The following is a 22,102-nucleotide window of genomic DNA, read 5'->3' on the forward strand; positions in this document are numbered from 1 at the left end:
GTCAGCCCGCGGGCACTGGCTCCTCGTCTTCGGCACGCAGGCGCTGCGAGATCACCTTCGTGATGCCGTCGCCCTGCATGCTCACGCCGTAGAGCGCGTCGGCGATCTCCATGGTCGGCTTCTGGTGGGTGATGATGATCAGCTGCGACGAGTCGCGCAGCTGCTCCAGCAGCCCGATCAGCCGGCGCATGTTGGTGTCGTCGAGCGCCGCCTCGACCTCGTCCATCACGTAGAAGGGTGAGGGGCGGGCGCGGAAGATGGCCACCAGCATGCCCACGGCCACCAGCGACTTCTCGCCACCCGAGAGCAGCGACAGCCGCTTCACCTTCTTGCCCGGCGGGCGCGCCTCGACGTCGACGCCGGTGGCGAGCAGGTCATTGGGCTCGGTGAGCACCATGCGGCCCTCACCACCGGGGAACAGCACGCTGAACACGGTTTCGAACTCGCGTGCCACGTCGGCGTAGGCCGAGGCGAAGACCTCAAGGATCTTCTCGTCGACCTGCCGGATCACGGCTTCGAGGTCCTTGCGCGTGTCCTTGAGGTCCTCGAGCTGGGTCGAGAGGAACTTGTAGCGCTCCTCCAGCGCCGCGAACTCCTCCAGCGCCAGCGGGTTGACCTTGCCCAGCAGCGTCAGGTCCTTCTCCGCGCGCTTGGCGCGGCGGGCCTGCGTGTCGCGGTCGTACGGCATCGGCGGCGGCATGGTCACGTCCTCGCCGCGCTCCTTGGCCGCCTCGTACTCGGCCATCTCACCCGCGCTCGGCGGCACCGGCACGTCGGGGCCGTACTCCTGGACCAGGTCGGTGAGGCCGATGCCGAAGTCCTCGGCGATCTTGGCTTCGAGGGTCTCCAGCCGCAGCCGCTGCTCGGCACGCAGCACCTCGTCGCGGTGCACGGCGTCGGTCAGCTTTTCGAGCTCGCCGGACAGCTCGCGGACCTTGGCACGCACCGCGGTGAGCGCGGTCTCGCGGGTCTGGCGCTGTGCCTGAGCTTCGTCGCGCTCGGCGGCCGCGCGCTGCACTGAGTGCTCGATGCGTTCCAGCGCGAGCTCACCGGCGTTGACCACGGCGTTGGCGACCGCGGCACCCCGCTCTCGCGCCTCGCGGGCCTTGGCCGCGCGTTCCCGGGCCTCTTGCTCGGCACGGGCCGCGCGGCGCAGCGACTCGGCGCGCCCGGCGATGCTGCGCGCCCGCTCCTCGGAGGTGCGCTGCGCGAGCCGCGCCTCCATCTCCTCCTGGCGGACGACGGTCAGCTGCTCCACGGCCTCGTCGCGCTCGGCCGTGTCGGGGTCGTCCTCCACCGGCTGCTCGGCGACGGCGGCGAGCCGCTCCTCCAGCTCCGCCAGCTGCTCCAGCGCCTGCTCGCGGCTCTGTTCCACCTTGGCGCGCTGCCCGGCGAGGCGCTCGACCTCGGCCTGCGCCGACCGCGCGGCCTGCTGCAGCCGGTTCAGCCGCTCCGACGAACGCGCCTTGCGGACCTTCGCGTCGCCGAGCGCGTCCTTGGCCTGGCCGACCTCCTCGCGCCGGGCCTGCTGCTCGGCGCGGGCGCCTTCCAGCTCGGCCGTGTGGCGCTCCAGCGCGCGCTCGGCCGTGCGCAGCCGCTCGCCCGCCTCGTCGACGGCGGCCTGGACCTCGATCACGCTCTCGCGCGCGGCCGAACCACCGGCGACCCAGCGGGCGCCGAAGACGTCGCCCTCGCGCGTCACCGCACGCACTTCCGGGTGGCTCGCCACCAGCTGACGCGCGGCGTCCAGACCGTCCACCAGCGCCAGCTTGTCCAGCGCCTGTTCCACGGCCGGGCGCAGCTGCTCGGGCGCGGACACGACCTCACGGGCCCAGCGGGCGCCGTAGGGCAGCATCGGCCAGCCCGAGGTGTCCACAGTGGATCCGTAGCCGCCCAGCACGATGCCGGCGCGGCCGGAATCGGTTTCCTTCAAGTACTTCAGCGCGGTCAGCGCCTGCTCGCCACCCGCCACGGCCACGGCGTCGGCCACCGGCCCGAGCGCGGCCGCCAGCGCCACCTCGTGGCCCGGCTCCACCGTGAGCAGCGCGGCGACCGAGCCCAGCAGGCCCGGCAGCTCGTGCGACGCGCCCAGCAGCGCGCCGGCCCCGTCCTTGCGCTTGAGGCCCATCGAGAGCGCCTCGACGCGCGCCCGCTCCGACGCGATCTCGCGTTCGGCGGAGCGCTCGGCCTTCACCAGCTCTTCGACGCGGGCCTTGGCCGCGTTGTTGGCCTCGACCGCCCGGTCGTGACGCTGCATCAGGTCGGCGTCGTCGGACTCCTCGACCCCGCCCTCGGCCTTGGCCTCTTCGAGCTCCTCCAGCGCGATCTCCGCGCGCTCGGCGGACTCCTGCAGCGACACCGACAGGCGGTCGATCTCGTCGGCGGTGGCGCCGTTCTTGCTGCGCAGCGCCTCGACCTGGCCGGTCAGCTTCGCCATGCCCTCGCGGCGGTCGGCGATCGCCCGCACCGCGGCCCAGTGGGCGCGTTCGGCGGCCTGCACGCGCTGTTCGAGGTCCTCGCGCCGCAGCACGGTCTCGGCCAGCAGCTCCCGGGCCTCCATCACGGCCTCGTTGAGCTCCTGCTCGCGCTCGGCGACCTGCTCGGCCTCGGCCAGCAGCTCCTCCGGGTCGCGCCCGCCCGTCGGGGCCGAGACGTCGGAGGACAGGTGGCGCTGGCGCTCCACGGCGAGGCGCACGGTGCCGCGCAGGCGCTCGGCCAGCGCGGAGAGCTTGTACCAGGTCTCCTGCGCGGTCTGCAGCTTCGGCGCGTCCTCGGCGAGCGAGGCCTCCAGCTCCGTCTCCTCGGCGGCCACGACCTCCAGCGCCTGCTCCACCTCGGTGCGGCGCTGGCGGGCGGTGCGCTCGTCGGCCTCTTCACGGGCGATGGCGTCGCGCTGGGTCACCAGGTCGTCGGCCAGCAGGCGCAGCCGGGAGTCCCGCAGCTCGGACTGCACCGACTGGGCCTTGCGCGCGATCTCGGCCTGCTTGCCCAGCGGCTTGAGCTGGCGGCGCAGCTCGGTGGTGAGGTCGCCGAGGCGGTCGAGGTTGCCCTGCATGTTCGCGAGCTTGCGCAGGGTCTGTTCCTTGCGCTTGCGGTGCTTGAGGACGCCCGCGGCCTCCTCGATGAAGGCGCGGCGCTCTTCGGGCTTCGACTCGAGGATCGCCGACAGCTGGCCCTGCCCGACGATGACGTGCATCTCGCGGCCGATACCGGAGTCCGAAAGCAGTTCCTGCACGTCCATCAGGCGGCAGCGGTCGCCGTTGATCTCGTACTCGCTCGCGCCGTCGCGGAACATGCGGCGCGTGATGGAGACCTCGGTGTACTCGATCGGCAGCGCGCCGTCGGAGTTGTCGATGGTGAGCGTGACCTCGGCGCGGCCCAGCGGGGCGCGGCCCGCGGTGCCGGCGAAGATGACGTCTTCCATCTTGCCGCCGCGCAGGTCTTTCGCGCCCTGGGTGCCCATGACCCAGCGCAGCGCGTCGAGGACGTTGGACTTGCCCGAACCGTTGGGGCCGACCACGCACGTGATCCCCGGTTCGAACCGCAGCGTGGTGGCCGAGGCGAAGGACTTGAAACCCTTCAGCGTCAAGCTTTTCAGGTGCACGTGGTGCTGACCCTTCCGGCCGCGGATACTGGCTCTACAGTCCGCCAAGGCTACCTGGGCACCCGCCGTGATCGCGGGAGGCTGCCTTCTCCCGGCGCGCCTAGCACAGAACGCGGCGCACCGGCAACCCCTTGTGTCCCACCCGTCACAGCGGTCACCCGGGCGGCTCAGTGCCCCCGGCGCTGCCGCTCAGCGCTCGGCGAAGCCCGTCAGGCCGCCCTTGGCCGGGCTCCAGCGCTCGACGACGTGATCCACACTTCCGGGTGATTCTCCCGACCTCAGGGCGGACAACAACCGCTCACAGTGGTCTCGACCACCCTCCGCTACCACCTCGACACGGCCGTCGGGCAAGTTGCGGGCGAAGCCGACCAGGCCGAGCTCCAGCGCGCGGCTCCGGGTCCACCAGCGGAAACCGACCCCCTGGACTCGGCCGTGGACCCACGCCGCCAGCCGGATGTGTGTTTCTTCCTCACTCACGCGTCCATCCTGCCCCACGCCATCCGCTGCGGACAGTGACGGGGCAGGCCCCGTACCTGCGCGAATGGGTCACAGGCGGTGATAACCTCCCGGCCGGGGTCCGCGTCCGGCGCCCCGATCCCCCGAACCACTCCGGGGAGCCGGACCGAACCACGCCACGACTTCCGACGCCGGGAAGTGGTGCCCGAACGCACGGGCACCCGACGAAGCCGGGGGACGGCGTCGTCCTGACTGCCCCGACCTGTACAGCGATGAACCGCATGTAAGGAGCCTGCATGTCCCGTCCCGACGGGCCGGATCCGAGCTCACGCATCTCCGTCGCACCACCGAAGGCCGCGAGCGGCGTGATGAACCGGGCCGGCTACGCCATCCTCGGGGTGAGCGGCCTCGTGGTCGCCACGGCCTTCGCCGCGGTCGCCGAACTGGCGGGCCCGGGCAGCACCACCGCCACGTCCACCACCGTCCCCGGCGGCGGCCAGGGCACCCTGCCGGGCAGCTCGCAGGTCGTGCCGGGCAACGCCGTGCCGGGCGCGCCGATGACCGTTTCCGGCCAGCCGACCCCGGGCGACCCGACGTCGATCCCCTCGACCCCGGCGACCGTGGTCTCCACGGGCGCCGACGGCGTGCCGACCACCACCGTGGTCATCCCGCCGCCGAACAACCCGCCCGGTCAGCCGGGCAACCCGGGGCAGCACCCCACCGGCGGCAACACGGTCAGCCCGACGACGACGCCGCGCAGCGACCCGCCGCCGTCGTCGCCGACGAAGTCCAGCGACCCGTCGTCGCCCAGCAGCCCGCCGTCCAGCCCTCCGCCTTCGTCCCCGACGTCGGGCGACCCCACCGGTGGCGGGGGTTCGAGCAGCAGTGGCGAGCCGCCGAGTTCGCCGCCGGTGTCGTCCTCCACGGACGTCCGCACGACCGACCCGACCGGTCCCACCAGCTGACAACACGACGATGGCCGCCCCGCGGGGCGGCCATCGTCGTGTTCAAACCACCCCCATGTGGCGTTCGGTGCGTGGAATGGGGCATGGAGGGAGACCCCACGCCACAGGGAGGTGCGGGCCGCAGGGTTCAGACCTCGAAGCGGTACCCCATCCCGGGTTCCGTCAGCAGGTGCCGCGGGCGTGAGGGCTCCGGCTCCAGCTTCCGCCGCAGCTGCGCCAGGTACACGCGCAGGTAGTGCGACTCCGTCTCGTACGACGGGCCCCACACCTCGTGCAGCAACTGCTTCTGCGCCACCAGCCGGCCGCGGTTGCGCACCAGCAGCTCCAGCACACCCCACTCGGTCTTGGTCAGGTGCACCTCGCGCCCGTCGCGCCGGACCTTCTTCGCCGCCAGGTCGATCGTGAAGGAACCTGTGTCCACCACGGCTTCCGCGCCGTCGGAACCGGCCACAGTGGACCGCCGCACGGCGGCCCGCAGCCGGGCGAGCAGCTCGTCCATGCCGAACGGTTTGGTCACGTAGTCGTCGGCGCCCGCGTCGAGCGCCTGGACCTTGTCGGCCGAGTCGCCCCGCGCCGAGAGCACGATGATCGGCACCGTGGTCCAGCCGCGCAGGCCGGCGATCACCTCCGTGCCGTCGAGGTCGGGCAGCCCGAGGTCGAGCACCACCACGTCGGGTTTGGTCTCGGCCACGGCCTTGAGCGCCGCGGTGCCGTCGTGCGCCGTGATCACCTTGTACCCGCGGGCGTTGAGGTTGATCCGCAGCGCGCGCACGATCTGCGGTTCGTCGTCGACCACCAGCACGGTGGCCGCCTTGTCGGGACTCACGTGCTTACTCCCTCCACGGCCTCGTCAGCGACTGAGCCGGCGGCCTCGTCGATCTTGAGGAGGTCCTTCTCCGGATTCTGCCCGGTGTAGGCGGGCAGCGAAATCACCACGGTGAGACCGCCGCCCGGCGTGTCCTCGGCCCGGATGCTGCCGCCCATCGCCTCGATGAAGCCCTTGGCGACCGACAGCCCGAGCCCCACGCCGGGGGTCGAGTCGCGGTCGCCGCCGAGCCGCTGGAACGGCGCGAACGCCGAGTCCGCCGTGCCTTTCTTCAAGCCACGGCCGTGGTCCACGATCCGCAGCTCCACGTACTCGGAGTGCGCGCTGGCCCGAGCCGAGACCACGCCGCCACCGTGGCGCAGGGCGTTGTCGAGGACGTTGGCGATCACCCGTTCGAGCAAGCCCGGATCGGCCAGCACCGAAGGCAGGCTCACGTCCACGCCCACCTTCACGTCGCGCGAGTTGTCCACGTTGGACAGTGCGTGGGCCACCACCTCGTCGTAGCCCACCGGCCGCAGGTGCGGCGTGACCGCACCGGTGGCCAGGCGGGAGGAGTCGAGCAGGTTGTCGATGAGCCCGGCGAGCCGGTCGGCCGAGAGCTCGATGGTCTCCTGCAGCTCCGCGGTGTCCTCCTCGGACAGTGACAGGTCCGGCGCGCGCAGGCTGCCGATCGCCGCCTTGATGGACGTCAGCGGCGTGCGCAGGTCGTGGCCGACGGCCGAGAGCAGCGTGGTGCGCAGCTCCGTCGCCTCGGCCTTGCGCTCGGCCTCCGCCGCGGCCGCGGCCATCCGCTGCTGGCGCAGCGCGAGCAGCGCCTGCCCGGCCACGGCCTCCAGCACGCGCCGGTCGGCCGCCGGCAACGCCCGGCCGCGCAGGGTCAGGTGGACGTCGGCGGTCACCGCGATGTCCACGTCGGCCTCGTCCGGGTCGGCGCACGGGAACTGCCCGGCGATCGCGACCTTCTGCCACCCGCCGTTCTTCTTCTCCAGCAGCGTGACCGACGTCAGGCCGAAGTTCTCCCGCACCTTCTCCAGCAGCCGCTCGATGGGGTTCGGGTTCGTCAGCACCGTGCGCGCGTAGGACGCCAGCAGCGCCGCTTCCGTCCGCGCCCGCGCGGCCTGGCTGCCGCGCCGGGCCGCCGAGGCGACGACGAGGGCCACCAGCACGGCGACCACGATCATCGCCACCAGCGTGACCACGTTCTGCGGGCTGTGCACGTTGAGCGTGTACAGCGGTGGCGTGAAGAAGAAGTTGAGCAGGCCCGCGCCGAACACGGCCGCGATCACCGCCGGGCCGAGCCCGCCGACGAGCGCGACGATCACCGTCGCGAGCACGTAGAGGATCACGTCGGTGGAGAACTCGACGGTGTCGCGCAGCAGCACGCCCAAGCCGGTCGCGAGGATCGGCAGCGCCAGGCTCAGCAGCCAGCCCAGCACGAGCCGCGACGGCGCCAGCGGGCTCGCGCCGAGCCGTGCCCGCAGCCGGCCGCCGGCGTAGGAGTGCGTGACCATGTGCACGTCGATCGAGCCGGACTGCTGCACCACGGCCGCGCCGATGCCCTCGTCGAACAGCCGCGCCACCCGCGAGCGGCGGGACGTGCCGATCACGAGCTGCGTGGCGTTGACCCCGCGCGCGAAGTCCAGCAACGCGGTAGGCACGTCGTCGCCGACGACGGCGTGGAACGTGGCCCCGACCTCCTCCGCCAGCGTGCGGCTGCGGGCCATGGCCGTGGGTCCCAGACCGGACAGCCCGTCGCCGCGCAGGATGTGCACCACCTGCAGCTCCGCGCCGGCGCGCGTGGCGATCCGGCTCGCGCGCCGGATGAGCGTCTCGCTCTCGGGTCCGCCGGTGATGGACACGACGACGCGCTCGCGCGCCTCCCACGTGTCGGTGATCTTCTGCTCGGCCCGGTAGCGCTGCAGGGCGACGTCGACCTGGTCGGCGACCCACAGCAGCGCCAGCTCGCGCAGCGCAGTGAGGTTGCCGGGACGGAAATAGTTGCCCAGCGCGGCGTCGATGCGCTCGGCCGGGTAGACGTTGCCGTGCGCGAGCCGGCGCCGCAGCGCCTCCGGCGTGATGTCCACGAGCTCCAGCTGCTCGGCCTTGCGCACGACCTCGTCGGGCACGGTCTCCTGCTGCGTGACGCCGGTGATGCGCTCGACGACGTCGTTGAGGCTCTGCAGGTGCTGCACGTTGACCGTGGACAGCACGTCGATCCCCGACTCGAGCAGTTCCTCGACGTCCTGCCAGCGCTTGTCGTGGCGCGCGCCGGGCACGTTCGTGTGCGCCAGCTCGTCGATGACGACGACCTCGGGCGCGCGCTTCAGGATCGCTTCGAGGTCCATCTCGGCGAACTCGTGCCCGCGGTGGCTGACCGTGCGCCGCGGCACGATCTCGAGGCCGTCGAGCAGGTCGGCGGTCTTCTGGCGGCCGTGGGTCTCCACGAGGCCCACCACGACGTCGGTCCCGCGCTCCAGGCGGCGGCGGGCCTCGCCCAGCATGGCGAAAGTCTTGCCCACGCCCGGAGCCGCGCCGAGGTAGATCCGCAGTTCTCCTCGGCGCGGCTTCGGGGTCGTACTCGGTGTGCTCACGTTGTCAGTGTGCTCCCGGCGCGGCAGAATGCACGGCCAAGTTGAGCAGCAGCACGTTCACCCCGGGCACACCGATCCCGGCACCGGAGGTGTTCGCCTCCACCAGCTGACGCACCTTGTCCTCGCTCAGCCCCGTGTTCTTCGCGACGCGCGGGATCTGCAGGTCGGCGTACGCGACGCTGATCGACGGGTCGAGGCCGGAACCGGAAGCGGTCACGGCGTCGGGCGGCACCTGGGCCGGGGTGACGTTCTCCCGCTTCGCGATGGCGTCCTTGCGCTCGGTGATGGTCTTCACGAGGTCCTCGTTGAACGGGCCCTTGTTCGACGCGCCCGAGGTGGACGGGTCGGCGGGACCCAGCGCGTCCTTCGACAACGCCGAGGGCCGGTTGTGGAACCAGGGGTCGTGCGCCGGGTCGGCCGCGACCGGGTCGATCCCGATCAGCGACGACCCCACGGCCTGCCCGTTCTGCGTGACGACCGAGCCTTCCGCGTTCGACTCCAGGCCCGGGATCCGCCCGATCGCCCACACGGAGAGCGGGTAGATCAGCCCGAGCAGCACGGTCAGCGCGATGATGACGCGCAGGCCCGCCCAGGTCTGCTTCACCAATGAGTTCATCAGATTCACCCGATTCCAGGGATGTGGCGCACGATCAGGTCGATCACCCAGATCCCGAGGAACGGGCTCACGATGCCGCCGAGGCCGTAGATCAGCAGGTTCCGGCGCAGCAGCGCGGAAGCCGACGACGGCCGGTACCGCACGCCCCGCAGGGCCAGCGGGATCAGGGCGACGATGATCAGTGCGTTGAAGATGACGGCCGAGAGAATGGCCGACTGGGGCGTCGCCAGGTGCATGATGTTCAGCGCGCCCAGCTGGGCGAAGATGGACGTGAACATCGCGGGCAGGATGGCGAAGTACTTCGCGAGGTCGTTGGCGACGCTGAACGTGGTGAGCGCACCGCGCGTGATGAGCAGCTGCTTGCCGATCTCCACGATCTCGATGAGCTTGGTCGGGTTCGAGTCGAGGTCGACCATGTTGCCGGCCTCCTTCGCGGCCGACGTGCCCGTGTTCATCGCGACGCCGACGTCCGACTGCGCCAGCGCGGGAGCGTCGTTCGTGCCGTCACCCGTCATCGCGACGAGCCGCCCGCCCTCCTGCTCCTTCTTGATGAGCGCCATCTTGTCCTCGGGCTTGGCCTCGGCGAGGTAGTCGTCGACGCCCGCGTCCTCGGCGATGGCCTTGGCGGTGAGCGGGTTGTCACCCGTGATCATCACCGTCTTGATGCCCATCGACCGCAGTTCCTGGAACCGTTCCTTCATGCCGGGCTTGACCACGTCGGACAGCCGGATCACGCCACGCACGAACGCGCGTCCGCCGGCCGCCTCGGCGACCACCAGCGGCGTGCCGCCCTGCTGGCTGATCTCGTCGACGATCCGCTCGGTCTCGTCAGGCATCTCGCCACCACGCTCGCGCACCCACTGGCGCACGGCCGAGGTGGCGCCCTTGCGGACCTCGCGGTCGCCGAGGTCTACGCCGCTCATCCGCGTCTGCGCCGTGAAGGGCACGAACTCGGCGAGCTTCTCGTCGTCGCCGGCCTTCTCGGGCAGGCCGTGGTTCGCCGCGATCAGCTCGACGATGCTGCGGCCCTCGGGCGTGCCGTCGGCGAGGCTGGACAGCCGGGCCGCGCGGGCCAGGTCGTCGGTGGTGGACTCGCCGACGGGGATCAGCTCGGTGGCCTTGCGGTTGCCGAAGGTGATCGTGCCGGTCTTGTCGAGCAGCAGCGTCGAGACGTCGCCCGCGGCTTCCACCGCGCGCCCGGACGTGGCCAGCACGTTGCGCTGCACCAGCCGGTCCATGCCCGCGATGCCGATGGCGCTCAGCAGCGCGCCGATCGTGGTCGGGATCAGGCAGACGAGCAGCGCCGTCAGCACGATCACCGACTGCTCCTTGCCCGAGTACCCGGCCATCGGCTGCAGCGCCACCACGGCGAGCAGGAAGATGATGGTCAGGGTCGAGAGCAGGATCGTCAGCGCGATCTCGTTGGGCGTCTTCTGCCGGGAAGCGCCTTCCACCAACGCGATCATGCGGTCCACGAAGGACTCACCGGGCTTGGTCGTGATCTTCACGACGATCCGGTCGGACAGCACTGTGGTACCGCCGGTCACCGCCGAGCGGTCGCCGCCCGACTCGCGGATGACCGGGGCCGACTCGCCCGTGATGGCCGACTCGTCGACGGTCGCGATGCCCTCGACGACGTCACCGTCGCCGGGGATGATCTGCCCGGCCTCGACGACCACCAGGTCGCCGACGCGCAGGTCGACACCGGGCACGCTCTCCTCGGAGCCGTCCTCGGTCAGCCGCCGCGCGACCGTCTCCTTCTTGGACCTGCGCAGCGACTCGGCCTGCGCCTTGCCGCGCCCTTCGGCGACGGCCTCGGCGAGGTTCGCGAACAGCACGGTCAGCCACAGCCACACCGCGACGAGGATCGCGAACACGCTCGGCTCGACGATCGCGAACACCGTGGTGAGCGCCGAACCGGCCCACACCACGAACATCACGGGGTTCTTCAGCTGATGCTTCGGGTTGAGCTTGCGCAGCGCCTCGGGCATCGAGAGCCAGAGCTGGCGCGCGTTGAACGCGCCCGCCCCGACGCGGCCCGCGTTCTCCGCGTGGTGCTGCTGGTCTTCCAGGGGACTTCGTGGGGTTTCGGTGACTGTCATGCCAACGCCTCCGCAACGGGCCCGAGCGCGAGCGCCGGGACGAAAGTGAGGGCCGCGACGAGGACGATGGTTCCGGTGAGCATCGTGGCGAACAGCGGCCCGGTGGTGGGCAGGGTGCCGGCGGTCTCGGGGACCTGCTTCTGCTTGGCCAGCGAACCGGCCAGGCAGAGGACCGCGATGATCGGGACGAACCGGCCGAGCAGCATCGCGACGGCGAACGAGGACTGGAACCAGTTGCTCGTGGCGGTCAGGCCGCCGAAGGCGCTGCCGTTGTTGTTGCCGGTCGAGGCGTAGCCGTAGAGGACTTCCGACAGACCGTGGGCGCCGGGGTTGCCCAACGCGCTCGACGTGTCGGGCATCGCCAGTGCGATCCCGGCGCCGATGAGCACCACGGTCGGCATCGCGAGCATCGAGATCGCCGCCGCGGTGACCTCGCGCTTGCCGAGCTTCTTGCCCAGGTACTCCGGAGTGCGCCCGACCATCAGACCGGCCAGGAACATCGCGATCACGGCCATCACGAGAATGCCGTAGAGACCGGTGCCGACACCGCCCGGCGAAATCTCGCCGAACAGCATGTTGAGCAGCGGCCCACCGCCGCCGAGGCCCGAGAGGCTGTCGTGGGCGCCGTTGACCGCACCCGTGGAGGTGCCGGTGGTCGTATCGGCGAAGAGTGAGGTGATACTCAGGCCGAAGCGCTGCTCCTTGCCTTCCATATTCGCCCCGGCGGCCAGCGCTGCGGGGCTGTTGGTCAGCGCCTCCGAGCTCCAGATCAGCGCGAGCATGGCGCCCCACAGCGCGCCCATCACCGACAGCAGGACGTAGCCCTGCTTCTTGTTGCCGACCAGTTGCCCGAAGGTGCGGGTGAGACTCACCGGGATCATCAGGATCAGGAAGAGCTCGATCAGGTTGGTCCACACGTTGGGGTTCTCGAACGGGTGCGCGGAGTTCGCGTTCAGGATGCCGCCACCGTTGGTGCCGAGTTCCTTGATCGACTCCTGGCTCGCCGCCGGCGCCAGCGCGATGGTGCTCTGGCTGCCGTCGGGGTTCGTCACCGCGACGCCGGAGTGCAGGCTCTGCACCACACCGAGCGCGATGAGCACGATCGCGAAGACGAAGGCGATCGGCAGCAGCACGCGGAACGTGCCGCGTGTCAGGTCCACCCAGAAGTTGCCGAGGCGGTCGGTCTTGGACCGGATGAACCCGCGCGTCACCGCGATCGCGACAGCGAGGCCGACGGCCGCCGACACGAAGTTCTGGACGGTGAGGCCGGTCATCTGCACGAAGTGGCCCATAGTCGTCTCGGGAACGTAGGACTGCCAGTTCGTATTGGTCACGAAGCTCACCGCCGTGTTGAACGCGACCGACGGCGATACCGCCCCGCGGCCGAAGTTCCACGGCAGCACCGACTGCAGGCGCTGCAGCAGGTACAGCAGGATGATCGACACGAACGAGAACCCGAGCACCCCGGACGCGTACGTCTTCCAGTGCTGCTCGGAGTCCGGGTTCACGCGGACGACCTTGTAGAAGACCTTCTCGACCCGCCAGTGTTTCTCGGTCGAGAAGACCCGGGCCATGTAGTCGCCGAGCGGTTTGTAGACCACCGCCAGGGCGACCAGCAGTAGACCGACCTGCAGGAGGCCGGCGCCGACATCACTCATCAGAACTTCTCCGGCCTCACCAGTGCGATGAACAGGTAGATGATCAGGCCCAGCGCCAGCAGACCGCCGACGACGTTGGCCACGGTGCCCGTGTCGCTCACAGCTTCTCCATCCCGCGCAGCGTCAAGGCGAGGACCACGAACACGCCGAGCAGCAGCAAGGCGTACAACAAGTCGGCCACAAGGCACCTCTCAAGACAGGTCACCCGGGGCGGGTGACCGTTGGACGTCGCAACTGTGCGGTCGTAGCGCTGCGTGATGGAGACGGTCTGACGCCTCCTTGACGCGCCCCCCTGGGCCATTTACGCGTTCTTGACGGCGGGTGACCCCCGCCACCGCCGTTCGCCTGGTACCTCGTGGCGTTCGGTTGACCTTGATCGGTGACGCCAAGTAGTTGGTGAGTGACTCACACCACAATAAGTAGTGGATCTACGACGGAGCGTGCAATTCGGGCAGACATGCCCCACCCGGCTGTGTTACACCAGTGTTTCCAATAGTTGTATTACCTAAGCAAAGTCACGGAGGGACGCGGATGTGCGGAATCGCCGGCTGGGTTTCCTACGACTCTGACCTGTCGCAACGGCAGGAGATCGTCGACGCGATGACGGAGACGATGGCGTGCCGCGGCCCAGACGACCGTGGCACGTGGGTGCGCCGCAACGTCGCGCTCGGGCACCGCAGGCTCGCGATCATCGACCTGCCGGGCGGCCGCCAGCCCATGAGCGTGCGCACGCCCAACGGCGAGATCTCCATGGTCTATAGCGGCGAGGCCTACAACTTCGCCGAACTTCGTGAAGAACTCACGAAGCTGGGGCACACGTGGGAGACCGACAGCGACACCGAGGTCGTGCTCCACGGGTACCTGCAGTGGGGCGACGCGGTCGTCGACCACCTGAACGGCATGTACGCGTTCGCGATCTGGGACGAGCGCGACCAGAAGCTCGTGATGATCCGCGACCGCATGGGGATCAAGCCGTTCTACTACTACCCGACGCGCGACGGCGTGCTGTTCGGCTCGGAGCCCAAGGCGATCCTGGCCAACCCGCTGGCGAAGCGCGTCGTGGACAGCGACGGCCTGCGCGAGCTGATGGCGTTCACCAAACGCCCCGGCTGGTCGCTGTGGAAGGGCATGAGCGAGGTCGAGCCGGGCACCGTCGTCACGGTGTCGAAGGAAGGCATCCGCACCCGCACGTACTGGAAGCTCGACGCGAAGCAGCACACGGACGACCAGGAGACGACCGTCGCGCGCGTGCGCGAGCTGATGACCGACATCGTCAACCGCCAGCTCGTGGCCGACGTGCCGCGGTGCGTGCTGCTCTCGGGCGGGCTCGACTCCAGCGCCGTCACGGGTCTCGCGGCCGCGCGGCTGGCCGAGCAGGGTGAGCAGCTGCGCACGTTCTCGGTCGATTTCCTCGGCCAGGAGGAGAACTTCCAGCCGGACGAGATGCGCGGCACCCCGGACTCGCCGTTCATCCGCGACGTCGCGAAGCTCGTCGGCTCGGCGCACCAGGACGTGGTGCTCAACCCGGGTGAGCTGTCCGACCCGGAAGTGCGCCGCACCGTGCTGCGGGCGCGCGACATCCCGGCCGGTCTCGGTGACATGGACACGTCGCTGTACCTGCTGTTCAAGGCGATCCGCGGCGAGTCCACCGTGGCCCTGTCGGGTGAGTCGGCCGACGAGGTGTTCGGCGGCTACCGCTGGTTCCACGACGAGTCGGTGCACGCCGACACGTTCCCGTGGCTGGCTTTCCGCTCGGGCCTGATGACGGAGCGGGAAGCGTTGCTGCGCCCCGAGGTCGCCACGCACCTGAGCCTCGGCGACTACGTGGCCGACCAGTACCGCACCGCCGTGGACAAGGTCGAGCACCTCGACGGCGAGTCGGAGCAGGACGCGCGCATGCGCACCATCTGCAACCTCCACCTGAGCCGCTTCGTGCGGATGCTGCTCGACCGCAAGGACCGCGCGTCGATGGCCGTGGGCCTGGAGGTGCGCGTGCCGTTCTGCGACCACCGGCTCGTGGAGTACGTGTACAACACGCCGTGGTCGCTCAAGACCTTCGACGGCCGCGAGAAGAGCCTCCTGCGCCACGCGACCAAGCACGTGCTGCCGGACTCGGTGCGCGACCGCGTGAAGAGCCCGTACCCGTCCACCCAGGACCCCGGCTACCCCGCCGCGTTGCAGCAGCAGGTGAAGGAAGTCCTGGCGGAGCGCGACAATCCGGTGTTCCAGCTCGTGAGCCGCGAGTGGCTGACGGAGGTGTCCGAAGTGGACCCGGTCACGATCGAGCCGACGCAGCGGGTGGGGATGGACCGCGCGTTGGACCTCTACCACTGGTTCGACATGTACTCACCCGAGCTGCAGCTGGACTGAGGCGACCTAGCCGGGGATCGCCGGGCACTCGATGACCTCGATCGAGTTTCCGTGCAGCAGAGCGAGGTGCGGGTGGTCGAGGAAGAGCCGAGCCGCTTCCCCGTGCGACTCGGCTTCCACGATCGTGTAGGCGGTCTTGGAATCGGTGAAGTCCTCGATGCCGGCTGCCGTCACCCGCTTCTTGCGGAACAGCGGCGCGCCGGGATCGACGATCGCCCGCTCGTTCTTCCGGGCCCAGGCCGCCGACGCCGCCATGAACTCGCGCGCTGCGCGTCGGTGAACCCGGCTTTGTCGGCTTCGTCGGCCACGCCGTTGAGGACCGCGAGAAACTTGGCCATGGGCGGAGTGCAGCCAGGCCGTGGGTCCGCCCCCCCGTCGGGGAGGCGGACCACGAATCAACGGCATCGGCGTCGGCCATCTGACGCCGATGCCGTTCGGCCAGAACTCAGAAACCCGCCGGAACGTGCGGCACGTAGTGCTCCTCCAGCCGCGCCAGCTCCTTCTCCGTGAGCCCCAGCTCCACTGCCGCCACGGCGTCGGCCACGTGCCCGGGCTTCGTCGCACCGAAGATCGGCGCCGTGACCGCCGGCTTGTGCAGCATCCACGCCAACGCGACCTGGGCGCGCGAAACCCCACGATCCGCGGCGATCTCCGCCACCGCCGACGAAACGCGGCGGTCGGACTCTTCCGCCTGCGAGTAGAGCCGCTCGGCGAACCGGTCGTTTTCACTGCGCTTGGTCGATTCGTCCCAATCACGCGTCAGCCGCCCGCGCGCCAGCGGGCTCCACGGCAGCACGCCGACACCCTGGTCGAGGCAGAACGGGTGCATCTCGCGTTCTTCCTCGCGCTGGATGAGGTTGTACTGGTCCTGCATGGAGACGAACCGGGTCCAGCCGCCGAGGTCGGCGACGTACTGGGCCTGCGCGAACTGCCACGCCCACATGGAGGAGGCGCCCAGGTAGCGCACCTTGCCGGCGCGCACGAGGTCGTGCAGGGCCTCCATGGTTTCCTCGATCGGGGTGTTCTCGTCGTAGCGGTGGATCTGGTAGAGGTCCACGTAGTCGGTGCCGAGACGGCGCAGGCTGGCGTCGATCTGGGTCATGATGGCGCCGCGTGAGAGGCCGGCGCCGTTGGGGCCCGGGCCCATGCGGTTGTAGACCTTGGTGGCGATCACGATCTCGTCGCGTCGCGTGAACTCACCGAGGAGTTTGCCGGTGATCTCTTCGCTGGACCCGTCGGAATAGGTGTTGGCGGTGTCGAACGTGGTGATGCCCGCTTCCACCGCCTCGCGGAAGAACGGCCGCGCATCGTCGAGGTCGAGGGACCACTCGTGGCCGCCCCGGTCGGGTGCGCCGTAGCTCATGCAGCCGAGGATCACACGCGAGACCTGCAGGCCGGTCGAGCCCAGCCGGACGTACTCCATCGAAGGCCGCTCCTGTTCTCTCGAAGACACCGAACGCCGACCACCCTAGCGACGAGGCTCGATGCCGTGGAGTCTTTCCACACTGGACAGTCGTCACGTTGCCCGTTGACCACCACGTTGGTAAGCCGTATTACCAGGTCGCGCGGCCAAGATCCTCGTGCCAAGCTTTGCCGCGTGACCGGAGCCTCCGATTCCGAGATCGTGCTGACCCCCCTCGACGAGCCGGCCCTGGGCCGGCTGCTCGAGGCCGCGGTCGCCGACGCCGACCCCCTCGAGGTGATGCCTCCGGTGGAGGGCCCGCCGGGCTGGACGCCCGAGCGGCGCGAGGCGTTTCTCGCGTTCCACCGGCGGCGCTGCCTCGACCCGGACACCGCGATCGAAACCACGTGGCTCGTCGAGGTCGACGGCCGCGCGGCCGGAGCCGCGCGCCTGCAGCCCGTGCACGGGCCCTCGGCCGTCGAGGTCGAGGCCGGCGTGTGGCTGGGCCGTTCGGTGCGCGGGCGCGGCATCGGCAAGCGCGTGACGGACGTGCTGCTCGAAGCCGCGCGCGACGGTGGCGCGGCGAGGTTCATCGCCTCGACCACCGTGGACAACGCAGCGGCCCGCCGCTTGCTCACCGGCACCGGCGCGGACCTCGACGTGCACGGCGCCGACGTGGACGCCAGCCTCGAACTCTGACCGGCCGGCCCGAAAGACGAGCCGTGGCCCGCCTCCCGGACGCGGGGGAGGCGGACCACGGCCCTGCGAACAAGGCATGACGAACGAAGGCCGCGAGCCCGTGTACAAGCCCACGGCACGAAGGCTCCGCCGACCACGTGGTTCCTGGACGACCCCACTCCACAACCGGAGGCCACATCGGTAGTCCGGTCTTCGAGATCCCGACCGACTTGCCGCGGGCTGCCCCGTCCAGAGCCGTCCCGCGGCAAGCCTGAACTACCGGCGAACCTCGCTCACGTGCACGGGGCGCCGTTCCCGCCGCGAGAGCTCGCACGCCTCGGCGATGTAGAAGGCCGCCAGCGCGTCCTCGGCACCCGCGGGGCTGGGCGCCCGGCCGGCCGCCACGTCCAGGAAAGCCTTCAGCTCGGCCACGTAAGCCGGCCGGAACCGCTCCATGAAGCCGGGATAAGCCGGCCCTGGCAACGGGGTCACCCCGGGCTCCACGGAGTTCAGCGGCGAGCGGTCATCCAGACCCACCACCACACCGGACCGAGATCCGAGGGCCTCGAAACGCACGTCGTAGCCCGCGCCGTTGTAGCGGGTCAGCGAGACCGTCGCGAGAGTGCCGTCGTCCAGGGTCAGCACCACCGCGGCGGTGTCGACGTCGCCTGCGTCGACGAAGAACTGCGCGCCGCGGTTGGCGCCCAGCGCGTAGACCTCGGTGACTTCGCGGCCGGTGACCCAGCGGACGATGTCGAAGTCGTGCACGCCGCAGTCGCGGAAGAGACCGCCGGAGTGGGGAACGTAGTCGGCGGGGGGCGGTTCCGGGTCCAGGGTGGTCGCGCGGACGGTGTGGAGCCAGCCCAGTTCACCCGAAGTGACGGCGGTGCGGGCGGCCTGGTAGCCGGCGTCGAAGCGGCGCTGGAAGCCGATCTGGACGGGTACGGAAGAGCCCGCGATGTGGTCGATGACCGCCAGCGTGCCGGCGATGTCCGCGGCCACCGGCTTTTCGCAGAACACCGGGAGACCCGCGTCGACGGCCTTCACGATCAGGCTCGGGTGAGCGTCGGTGGCCGCGGTGACCACCAGGGCGTCCAGGCCCGCCTCGAACAGCTCCTCGATCCCGGAAGCGGCCTCGACGCCGAGTTTTGCGGCCGCGGCCCGGGCGCGCGCGGCGTCGACGTCGGCGACGACCACCGAGGAGACCTCGTCGAAGCCCTTGAGCGTTTCGGCGTGGGCGGTGCCGATCCGGCCGGTGCCCGCCAGTCCCAACCTCATCGTGAAGCCTCCTGCTCGTCGGAAGAATCAGTGCGTGGGAAAACCGAGGTCGACGCCGTGCGGCTGCCGCGGCCAGCGCGACGTCACGGCCTTCGTGCGGGTGTAGAAGCGCACGCCCTCGGCACCGTGCACGTGCGTGTCGCCGAAGAGGGAGTCCTTCCAGCCGCCGAAGGAGTAGTAGGCCATCGGCACGGGAATGGGCACGTTGATGCCGACCATCCCGACGGTGACGCGCCGCTCGAACTCGCGCGCGGCCAGGCCGTCGGTGGTGAAGACGGCGGTGCCGTTGCCGTACGGGTTGGCGTTGACCAGGTTCAGCGCCGCCTCGAACGTGTCGGCGCGCACCACCGACAGCACCGGCCCGAAGATCTCGTCGGTGTACACGGTCATGTCCGGCGTCACGTGGTCGAGCAGCGTCGGGCCGACCCAGAAGCCGTCCGCACGAGCCGCGAGACCACGGCCGTCGACGACCACCGAGGCACCGGCCCGCTCTCCTGCGTCCACATAGGACACAATCCGGTCCCGCGCGGCCGCGGTCACGACCGGCCCCATCTGGGACGAAGCCTCCACCCCCGGCCCGGTGACCAGCGCACGGGTCCGCGACGCGATCTCGGCCACCAGCTCATCGGCCGTGTCCCCCACCGCGACGACCACCGAGATCGCCATGCACCGCTCCCCCGCGCTGCCGTACCCGGCGGACACCGCGGCGTCGGCCGCACCCGCCACGTCGGCGTCCGGCAGCACCACCATGTGGTTCTTCGCCCCGCCGAGCGCCTGCACGCGCTTGCCCGCCGCCGTCGCCGTCTCGTACACGTGCCGCGCGATCGGCGTCGAGCCCACGAACGACACCCCGGCGACGTCAGGGTGCGTCAGCAGCGAGTTCACCGCCTCGGCGTCGCCCTGCACCACGTTGAGCACGCCCGGCGGCAGCCCGGCCTCGGAGAACAGCTCCGCCAGCCGGATCGACGCCGACGGATCGCGGTCGGAAGGCTTGAGCACGAACGTGTTCCCGCACGCGATCGCCACCGGGAACATCCACATCGGCACCATCACCGGGAAGTTGAACGGCGTGATCCCGGCGACCACGCCCAGCGGCTGCCGCAGCGAGTACGCGTCGATCCCCCGCGAGACCTGCTCGGAGTGCTCGCCCTTGAGGACCTGCGCGATGCCGCAGGCGAACTCCACCACCTCCAGCCCGCGCTGCACCTCGCCCGCGGCGTCGGAGAGCACCTTGCCGTGCTCGGCGGTGATCAGCGCGGCCAGCTCGTCGCGATGGGCGTCCACCAGCTGGCGGAACGCGAACATGATCTTCGTGCGCTGCGCCAGCGAGCTGTCGGCCCAGTCGCGCGAGGCCTTGACCGCCGACGCGACCGCGGCGTCCACATCGGACTGACCGGCGAGCACGACCTGGCGGGCCACCTCGCCGGTGGCCGGCTGGAAGACGTCGCCACGACAGGTCGAGACGCCGGCCGTGCGGGCGCCGTCGATCCAGTGCTGGACGAGTTCGGTCACGAGAAGCTCCTAGCGACGAGCGGTGGTCGAGCGGACCACCAGGGAGGGGTGCAACAGGTGCCGGACCGGCGTCGTGCGTTCGCCGCGCACGCGCTCCAGCAAGGCTTCGAAAGCCAGTCGGCCCATTTCGGTGCGCGGCTGGTCCACGGTGGTCAGTGAGACGTGCCGCAGCGAAGCCAGCGACGTGTTGTCGTAGCCGACCACCGACACGTCACCGGGGACGCGCAACCCGTTGTCCTCCAACGCGGAGATCGCGCCCACGGCGTTGAAGTCGTTGCCCGCCACCAATCCGGTGGGCAGGTCGGCCCGGTCGTACGTGCTCAGCAGCTCCAGCACGGCCTTCTCGCCGGCGGTGTCCGTGTGCTCACTGCGCACCACGATCGGCTCGAGCCCGTGCGCCGTCATCGCCCGCCGGAACCCCCGGCGACGCGCGGCGGCACCGGCCGCTCCCCCGCCGTCGAGGTGCGCGATCCGGCGATGGCCCAGGCCTGCGAGGTGCTCGACGGCCAGCGCCGACCCCGCTTCGCCGTCGTCGTTCACGGTGTCGACCCCGGCCGCGCGCGAAGTCCGCGACACGAGCACGACGGGACACTGGCGGGCCGCGGCTTCGATCGCCGACGCGGGCACGACCGGCGAGAGCAGGATCAGCCCCGCCGGCCGGAAGGACAGCAGGCTGCGCAACGCCGCGCTCTCCCGCGAGGGCACGCGTCCACCGGTGTTGAGGATGAGATCGAACCCGGCCGCCTGTGCCGCCGCGTCGAGACCCTCGACCACGTCGGCGAAAAACGCGTTGCGCAGGTCGTTCACCATCACGCCGAGCACCGTCGACGTGCGGCTGGCGAGCGAGCGCGCCATCACGTGCGGCGAGTAGCCCAGCTCCTCCGCCGCCTTCAGCACCGCTTCCCGGCGCAACGCCGAAACATTCGGCGCGTTGCGCATCACGAGGGACACGAGCGCACGGGAAACCCCCGCCCGCGCGGCGACGTCCTCCATGGTGGGCTTCACGATTCGCTTGCCTCTCCGCCGGAACCGGCCGGAAACCGGCCCTTGACTCGAGTGTGGCCGACGCTACAAGCTTAGAGCGCTCTAATCAATAGAGCGCTCCAACGCGCACCGAACGGGCCAACGCCAAGGGTCACCGCACGGAGAGGGTTCCCATGACCGCCACCATCCGCGTCGCCGCCGCACCGATCTCCTGGGGGGTGTGCGAAGTGCCGGGCTGGGGCCGGGTCCTCGACGCGCCGACCGTGCTCGGGGAGATGGCGGAGCTCGGCATCACCGCCACCGAGCTCGGCCCGCCCGGGTACCTGCCGCGCGACCCGGCCGCGCTGAAGAAGCTCCTCGGCGGCCACGGCCTCGACCTCATCGGCGGTTTCCTCGCCGTGGTACTGCACGAGAATCCGGAGGCCGCGCTCGCCGAAGCCGAGGACTCCGCGGCGCTCTTCGCCGCGTGCGGGGCCGAGGTGCTGGTGCTCGCCGCCGCGACCGGCCTCGACGGCTACGACGAACGGCCCGCTCTCACCGACGCCGAGTGGGCCACCCTGATCAGCACCGCCGGCCGCGTCCGCGACGTCGCGGCGGGCCACGGTCTCAAGACCGTGCTGCACCCCCACGTCGGCACCCACGCCGAGACGCGGGCCGAAGTCGAACGGTTCCTCGCCGACTCCGACCTGCCGCTCTGCCTCGACACCGGTCACCTGCTGATCGGTGGTACCGACCCCGTCGAGCTGGCCCGGCGGTACCCGGACCGGATCGGGCACCTGCACCTCAAGGACGTGCGCGGTGAGCTGGCCGAAGCCGTCCGCAAGGGCACCGTCGGGTACACCGAGGCGGTGGGCAAAGGTCTGTACGTCCCGCTCGGTGAGGGTGACGTGGACATCGAAGCCATGGTTCGCTTCGTGCACGAAGCGGGCTACGACGGCTGGTACGTGCTGGAGCAGGACACGGCGCTCGACGAGCGCAGCCCCGTGGACCTGCCGAAGCGGGACGTGGCGACGAGCCTGGCCTGCCTCGGGACGATCGTCGGCCGCCTGGCCGGCTGAGA

The 22,102-nt window shown here is 70.6% G+C and carries 17 protein-coding genes; 4 read left to right on the forward strand and 13 right to left on the reverse strand.

Features of this window, described 5'->3' with window-relative positions; genetic code table 11:
• Nucleotide 1 precedes the first annotated feature (1 nt).
• Together smc and AB0K15_RS43345 are read right to left on the reverse strand one after the other, a co-directional pair.
• Nucleotides 2-3,604 (reverse strand): chromosome segregation protein SMC, encoded by a 3,603-nt coding sequence (gene smc / locus AB0K15_RS43340; RefSeq protein ID WP_364065560.1) that lies wholly within the window; start codon nucleotides 3,602-3,604, stop codon nucleotides 2-4.
• 189 nt (nucleotides 3,605-3,793) lie between these two features.
• The gene (locus AB0K15_RS43345; protein WP_364065563.1) at nucleotides 3,794-4,081 is read right to left on the reverse strand and encodes an acylphosphatase; all 288 of its coding nucleotides are present in this window, start codon (nucleotides 4,079-4,081) and stop codon (nucleotides 3,794-3,796) included.
• A 275-nt stretch (nucleotides 4,082-4,356) separates the two neighbouring features.
• Between AB0K15_RS43345 and AB0K15_RS43350 the strand changes: the two genes are divergently transcribed.
• On the forward strand, nucleotides 4,357-5,025 hold the full coding sequence (locus AB0K15_RS43350; RefSeq protein ID WP_364065566.1) for a hypothetical protein: 669 nt from the start codon (nucleotides 4,357-4,359) through the stop codon (nucleotides 5,023-5,025).
• Between the two features lie 127 nt (nucleotides 5,026-5,152).
• Here the strand turns inward: AB0K15_RS43350 and AB0K15_RS43355 are convergent, their stop codons facing one another.
• The 6 genes from AB0K15_RS43355 to kdpF are packed head-to-tail and all read right to left on the reverse strand — an operon-like array spanning nucleotide 5,153 to nucleotide 12,919.
• Complete coding sequence (locus AB0K15_RS43355) at nucleotides 5,153-5,851, reverse strand: response regulator (RefSeq protein WP_364065569.1); 699 nt, start codon at nucleotides 5,849-5,851, stop codon at nucleotides 5,153-5,155.
• A complete protein-coding gene (locus tag AB0K15_RS43360) occupies nucleotides 5,848-8,442 on the reverse strand; it encodes a sensor histidine kinase KdpD (RefSeq protein WP_364065572.1) in 2,595 nt (864 codons plus the stop codon). Before AB0K15_RS43360 ends, AB0K15_RS43355 begins: the two co-directional genes overlap by 4 nt.
• A 4-nt stretch (nucleotides 8,443-8,446) precedes the next feature.
• On the reverse strand, nucleotides 8,447-9,058 hold the full coding sequence (locus AB0K15_RS43365; protein WP_364065575.1) for a potassium-transporting ATPase subunit C: 612 nt from the start codon (nucleotides 9,056-9,058) through the stop codon (nucleotides 8,447-8,449).
• Nucleotides 9,059-9,063: 5 nt separating this feature from the next.
• Nucleotides 9,064-11,160 carry a potassium-transporting ATPase subunit KdpB gene (gene kdpB, locus AB0K15_RS43370; protein ID WP_364065578.1) on the reverse strand — a complete coding sequence of 699 codons (2,097 nt, stop codon included), beginning with the start codon at nucleotides 11,158-11,160 and terminating at the stop codon, nucleotides 9,064-9,066.
• On the reverse strand, nucleotides 11,157-12,818 hold the full coding sequence (gene kdpA / locus AB0K15_RS43375; protein WP_364065581.1) for a potassium-transporting ATPase subunit KdpA: 1,662 nt from the start codon (nucleotides 12,816-12,818) through the stop codon (nucleotides 11,157-11,159). The genes kdpB and kdpA overlap by 4 nt, the downstream gene beginning before the upstream one ends.
• Entirely contained in the window at nucleotides 12,818-12,919 is a 102-nt protein-coding gene (gene kdpF / locus AB0K15_RS43380; RefSeq protein ID WP_364065584.1) for a K(+)-transporting ATPase subunit F, read from the reverse strand. Before kdpF ends, kdpA begins: the two co-directional genes overlap by 1 nt.
• 430 nt (nucleotides 12,920-13,349) lie before the next feature.
• Between kdpF and asnB the strand changes: the two genes are divergently transcribed.
• A complete protein-coding gene (asnB, locus tag AB0K15_RS43385) occupies nucleotides 13,350-15,188 on the forward strand; it encodes an asparagine synthase (glutamine-hydrolyzing) (protein ID WP_364065587.1) in 1,839 nt (612 codons plus the stop codon).
• A gap of 6 nt (nucleotides 15,189-15,194) precedes the next feature.
• On the opposite strand, the gene AB0K15_RS43390 is transcribed toward asnB, so the two are convergent.
• Complete coding sequence (locus tag AB0K15_RS43390; RefSeq protein ID WP_364065590.1) at nucleotides 15,195-15,443, reverse strand: hypothetical protein; 249 nt, start codon at nucleotides 15,441-15,443, stop codon at nucleotides 15,195-15,197.
• Nucleotides 15,444-15,633: 190 nt separating this feature from the next.
• Entirely contained in the window at nucleotides 15,634-16,611 is a 978-nt protein-coding gene (locus AB0K15_RS43395) for an aldo/keto reductase (protein ID WP_364065593.1), read from the reverse strand.
• Nucleotides 16,612-16,785: 174 nt separating this feature from the next.
• On the opposite strand from AB0K15_RS43395, the gene AB0K15_RS43400 reads away from it, so the two are divergent.
• Entirely contained in the window at nucleotides 16,786-17,289 is a 504-nt protein-coding gene (locus AB0K15_RS43400; RefSeq protein WP_364065596.1) for a GNAT family N-acetyltransferase, read from the forward strand.
• A gap of 255 nt (nucleotides 17,290-17,544) precedes the next feature.
• Here AB0K15_RS43400 and AB0K15_RS43405 read toward each other — a convergent pair whose 3' ends face one another.
• From AB0K15_RS43405 to AB0K15_RS43415, 3 genes are read right to left on the reverse strand one after another with little or no spacing between them, the layout of a single operon-like run.
• Complete coding sequence (locus tag AB0K15_RS43405) at nucleotides 17,545-18,546, reverse strand: Gfo/Idh/MocA family oxidoreductase (protein WP_364065599.1); 1,002 nt, start codon at nucleotides 18,544-18,546, stop codon at nucleotides 17,545-17,547.
• Nucleotides 18,547-18,573: 27 nt separating this feature from the next.
• Nucleotides 18,574-20,058, reverse strand: coding sequence for a CoA-acylating methylmalonate-semialdehyde dehydrogenase (locus tag AB0K15_RS43410; protein ID WP_364065602.1), 1,485 nt, complete (start codon nucleotides 20,056-20,058; stop codon nucleotides 18,574-18,576).
• Nucleotides 20,059-20,067: 9 nt separating this feature from the next.
• Nucleotides 20,068-21,066: a LacI family DNA-binding transcriptional regulator gene (locus tag AB0K15_RS43415; protein ID WP_364065721.1), complete on the reverse strand. Its 999-nt coding sequence runs from the start codon at nucleotides 21,064-21,066 to the stop codon at nucleotides 20,068-20,070.
• Between the two features lie 149 nt (nucleotides 21,067-21,215).
• Here AB0K15_RS43415 and AB0K15_RS43420 point away from each other — a divergent pair, with 149 nt between their 5' ends.
• A complete protein-coding gene (locus AB0K15_RS43420) occupies nucleotides 21,216-22,100 on the forward strand; it encodes a sugar phosphate isomerase/epimerase (protein ID WP_364065605.1) in 885 nt (294 codons plus the stop codon).
• The last annotated feature ends 2 nt before the right edge of the window (nucleotides 22,101-22,102 follow it).

The sequence above is a fragment of the Amycolatopsis sp. NPDC049253 genome, from assembly GCF_040678995.1.
Taxonomy (GTDB): domain Bacteria; phylum Actinomycetota; class Actinomycetes; order Mycobacteriales; family Pseudonocardiaceae; genus Amycolatopsis.